Source organism: Dyella sp. 01N36, from assembly GCF_056399745.1.
This window is the reverse complement of sequence record NZ_JBFTRY010000237.1, coordinates 1-4,688: the sequence shown is the minus strand read 5'-3', so window position 1 is coordinate 4,688 and position 4,688 is coordinate 1. Positions and strand designations below refer to the sequence as shown.

The 4,688-nt window shown below is 64.6% G+C and carries 3 protein-coding genes; 1 reads left to right on the top strand and 2 read right to left on the bottom strand.

The features are described from left to right. Positions 1-112 precede the first annotated feature (112 nt). Positions 113-1,306: a class I SAM-dependent methyltransferase gene (locus tag AC1DMG_RS19990; RefSeq protein WP_441605210.1), complete on the top strand. Its 1,194-nt coding sequence runs from the start codon at positions 113-115 to the stop codon at positions 1,304-1,306. Positions 1,307-1,364: 58 nt separating this feature from the next. Here AC1DMG_RS19990 and AC1DMG_RS19985 read toward each other — a convergent pair whose 3' ends face one another. Together AC1DMG_RS19985 and AC1DMG_RS19980 are read right to left on the bottom strand one after the other, a co-directional pair. Beyond that, entirely contained in the window at positions 1,365-3,359 is a 1,995-nt protein-coding gene (locus tag AC1DMG_RS19985) for an LTA synthase family protein (RefSeq protein WP_477180969.1), read from the bottom strand. A gap of 164 nt (positions 3,360-3,523) precedes the next feature. Then, on the bottom strand, positions 3,524-4,688 hold a 1,165-nt coding region (locus AC1DMG_RS19980), incomplete at its 5' end, for a multifunctional CCA addition/repair protein (RefSeq protein WP_477180968.1).

Here is a 4,688-nt window from a genome sequence, read left to right as displayed (position 1 = left end):
CGTCGCACCCAGTCAGCTGGGCCGATGTCCCCGCCATAGCCGGTCTCCCCTCCCTCACGAGGCTATGGCGGGGCATGGGTTAGACTTCGCCTGTTTCCCCGCAGGCAACCCCATGTCTTCCCGACTCCCCGATCCCGGCGCCGACGAGCGCGCCCATTCCGACCGACTGCTGACGCGTCTGCGCGAGGAAATCGCCGCGCATGGTCCGATGCCGTTTTCGCAGTACATGGAGCGCTGCCTGTATGCGCCGGGCCTGGGTTACTACAGTGCCGGCAAGACCAAGTTCGGCGAAGCGGGTGATTTCATCACGGCGCCCGAACTGGGCGAGTTGTTTGCACGTTGCGTGGTGAATGCCACCTATCCCGTGCTCGAGATGTTGGGCGACTCGGCCGACTTCCTGGAGCTCGGTGGCGGCAGCGGCGCATTTGCCGAAGCGGCGCTCAAGGCCTTCGCCGCGAACGGCGCCGTCCCGCGTCGCTACTACATCCTCGAACCCAGCGCCGATCTGCGCGAACGCCAGCGCGACCGGCTTGCGGCAGCGCTGCCCTCGGAGCTGTTTGCGCACGTGCTGTGGCTGGATCGTCCGCCGGAGCAGGACTGGCAGGGCGTGCTGTTCGCCAACGAGGTGATCGACGCACTGCCGACCACGCGCTTCACCCTGCGCGCCGGTGAAGTCTATGAAGAATACGTCGCGCTCGATGGCGAAGGCCGTCTGATGCGCGTGGATCGTCCCGCCGATGCCCTCGTGTCCGGCGCCGTGCGTCATGTCGAACGCGATCTGGAGGCGGAATTTCCCGAAGGTTATCGCTCGGAAATCCTGCCGCAGCTGCCGTACTGGATCCAGGCGATCGCCGGTTCGCTCACCGCCGGCGTGATGCTGTTCATCGACTACGGCTATGTGCGTCGCGAGTATTACTTGCCCGAGCGCAACGATGGCACCTTGCGAGCCTACTACCGCCATCGCTCGCACAACGATCCGCTGTATCTGCCAGGCCTCAACGACCTCACTGCGTCGGTCGATTTCACCGCGCTGGCCGAGGCGGGCAATAGCGCAGGCTTCGGCGTGGCCGGCTATATGCCGCAGGCGCAGTTCCTGATCGGCAGTGGATTGCAGGACATCTTTGGCGTGGCGTACGAAGCGGCCGCAGACGAAGCCGCGCGCTATGACCTGGCACAACAGGTCAAGAAACTCACGCTGCCCGAGCAGATGGGCGAACGCTTCCAGGCCATGTTGTTTGCACGGGGCATGGATGTGTTGCCGTTGCCGGCCGACGTGCTGGAGGCGGACCAGGGCGACCGGCTCTGACGCTCCGACAAATCAGCCCGCCAAAAGAAAACGCCCGCGTCGTCCGCGGGCGTTTTGCTTAGTGCGTGCTGGAAGCGGCAGCTGGTGCAGGCGCAGGCTGCACCGGTGTGTCGTCGTCCGGCCGCTTGATCAACTGACCGTGTTTGAACAGGGACGCGGCGACCTGGTAATAGGCGGTGGCATCGTCCACCTGTCCTTGGTCCACCGGTGTATTGGGCACGGCATCGCCGTTGTCGAAGTTCGGCTTGACCTGCTCCAGCTTGCGCTGCGGTTCGAGCACGGTGAGTGCGTCGCCATGCAGGTAGCCGAGCTTCTCGTAGGTGGCCGGGAAGGCGCGTTCGCGGCCCGGTTCAAGCTGGAAAATGTCAGCGCCGAAGAAGCGGCTGCGGTAGCTGAAATTGAGCAGGCCCATCACCGTGGGGATGATGTCCACCTGGGCCATCTGCCGCGACACGCGCTGCGGCTGGATGTGCTTGGGCGAATAGATCCACAGCGGGATGTGATAACGGTTGATCGGCACGCTGCTGCGGCCCGCGCTGGAGGCGCAGTGGTCGGCGGTGATCACGAACACCGTGTCGTCGAAGTAGGGCTTGCTTCTGGCGCGCTTGATGAAATCGGCGATGGACCAGTCCGTATACGCCACCGCTGCCTCGCGCGTACCGTTCTTTTGCGGCACGCGATTGGCCGGCACGGTGAACGGACGATGGTTGGAGGTGGTCATGATGTGCAGGAAGAACGGCTTGCCCTGCGCCTGCGCCTCGTCCATCTGCTTGAGCGCCAGCGTGTAGAGATCTTCGTCCGCCACGCCCCACACGTTTTCGTGATGGATCGTCTCGCCCTTGCCGATATCGTTGCGGTCCACCGCGCGATAGCCGTTATGGGCGAAGAAGTAGTTCATGTTGTCGAAGTAGCCGTAGCCACCGTAGACAAAGTCGGACTGGTAGCCGCGGGCATTGAACACATTGGCGGCCGAGAACAGGTTCTCGTTGTTGTGCGCCTTCACGATGGAGTCGCCCGGCGTGGGCGGCACCGACAGCGACAACGCTTCCAGGCCGCRCACCGTGCGGGTGCCGTTGGCGTAGAGGTTGTCGAAGAACATGCTCTGGTCGATCAGTGCATCCAGGTTGGGCGTGATGTTGCCGCGCTTGTTGCTGAACTCCGAGAGGAAGTCGGCCGACAGGCTCTCCACGCTGATCAGCACCACGTTGAGATGCTTCTCCGGACCGGCATGGCGGATTTCGCGCGTCAGGTCATGCGGATCGCTGCTGACGTAGGTGGCCTCAGGCGTCTTCACCAGCTCGCGCACGCGCTTGAACGCCTCGTCGTCGGGCAGGGTGCGATAAAAGCGCGAGTAGTCCAGATGGCTGGAGCGGAACGCGGCGAAGAACTCGAACACGCCGTTGCCGGAGAGTTCGTTCACATAGGTGTTGTCGGTGCGATCCTTGAAGGTGCCCTTGACGGCGACCGCCAGGACCACCGTGATCACCAGCCACACCAGCACCACCTTGCTGCGCTGAAGAAAACGGGTGCCGCTGTCGCGCGCCTGCAGGCCGCCGCGGCTGAGCCACACGACAACCAGGGTGGCGATGGCGAGCAGACTGATCCAGGTGCCCAGCGGATAGGACTCGCGGATATTGCCGATCACCTCGGTGGTGTAGACCAGGTAATCGACTGCGATGAAATTGAAGCGGGTGCCGAATTCCGCCCAGAACACCAGCTCCGAGGCCGCCACGAAGAGCAGCCCGAACAGCATCACCGCGCCGCCTATGTACATCGCCCACTGGCCTGCGCGCGACACATAGAGGCGCTGCGGCACCAGCCACAGATAAAGCATCAGCAGCCAGGCAAGAAAGACGAACACGATCAGGTCGTAGCCCAGCCCGACGCCGAATGCATAACCCCAATAGAGCGGGTTGTGCGGCACGCCGCTACCGGACATGTAAAGCAGCACGATGCGGGTCAGCGCGCCGATCAGCACATAGCTGATGGCCAGCCACCATAACGGGCGAAACCGCTGGCGCAGCGGCGAGGTCGATGGATTGGCAGTCGGCACGGAAAACTCCGGAAAAGCTGGGAAACGAAGGCCTGGCTGCGAAGTGGCCGGGCGGGATGGGCGACCGCGTTTATACACGGAAGCCGCCGACTAGCGACAAGCGGACAGATTTGTAGCCAGTTACCTTACTGGGTAGTGGCTTTCATCAGGCTTTGTTGGCCGTATCAGTCCGCGCTGCGTTTCAGTGCCGCAATGGCCGCGACGCGGGCCGCCGTCATGGCCTCGCCAATCGCCGGGCCCTGCAGGCCTTGCGCCACTATCGATTCCGAGCGCACCGCTGCGGCGGCGTCGCGCGCACGCTGGAGATAGCCTGCCTGCGGGTAGGCGTCCTCCTGGTGGCCCAGGCGTCCGCGCTTGTCGGCCGCGCAGGCGGCGAGGAATAGCGAGAGGCGTTCGGGCCGGCGCAGCGCATCCAGCGAGGTCAGCAGACGCAGCACCGTCGATGGCTTCAGCTCAAAGGCGCGGTGCGCATTGAGATGCTCGCGGCACACCAGTTCGGCGAGGGTGGCATGCTCGGTGGGCACCTTCAGGCGTGCCACGAGACGCCGCAGGGGCGCGAGGCCGGCGTGCTCGTGGCCAAGATGGCGCGGCAATACATCGGCGGGCGTCAGCGCCTTGCCCAGATCGTGGGTGAGCGCGCAGAAGCCCACCACGTCGTTGCCAGGCGCCAGCTTTGCAGCCATGTCGAGCACCATTTCCACGTGCACGCCGGTATCGATTTCGGGATGGAACTCCGCGCGCTGCGGCACGCCGTACAACGCATCCACCTCGGGAAACAGCACGGCGAGCGCACCCGATTCGCGCAGTACGCGCAGGAAGGCTGACGGCTGGGCCTCGCCCAGGGCCTTGCGGGTTTCCTGCCAGACGCGCTCGGGCACCAGATGATCGACCTCGCCATCGCGCACCATCTGCTGCATCAGCGCCATGGTCTCCGGCGCCACCGTGAAACCCAGTGGCGCAAAGCGGGCAGCGAAACGCGCCACGCGCAGCAGGCGCACGGGGTCTTCCACGAAAGCGGCAGATACGTGCCGCAGCAGGCGTTGTTCCAGGTCGCGGACGCCATTGAACGGATCGACCAGCTGGCCGTCCTCGGCCTCGGCGATGGCGTTGATGGTGAGGTCGCGCCGCGCGAGATCCTCCTCCAGCGTCACCGTGGGATCGGCCTGGAAAGCAAAGCCGTGATAGCCGTGGCCGGTCTTGCGCTCGGTGCGTGCGAGGGCGTATTCCTCGTTGGTCTTGGGGTGCAGGAAGACCGGGAAGTCCTTGCCGACGGGGCGAAAGCCCTGCTCGAGCATCTCGTCGGGACGCGCGCCGACCACCACGTGGTCG

Excerpts from the sequence above, each read along its gene's own strand:
- AC1DMG_RS19990 (WP_441605210.1), top strand. The coding sequence starts at position 113 with ATGTCTTCCCGACTCCCCGATCCCGGCGCCGACGAGCGCGCCCATTCC.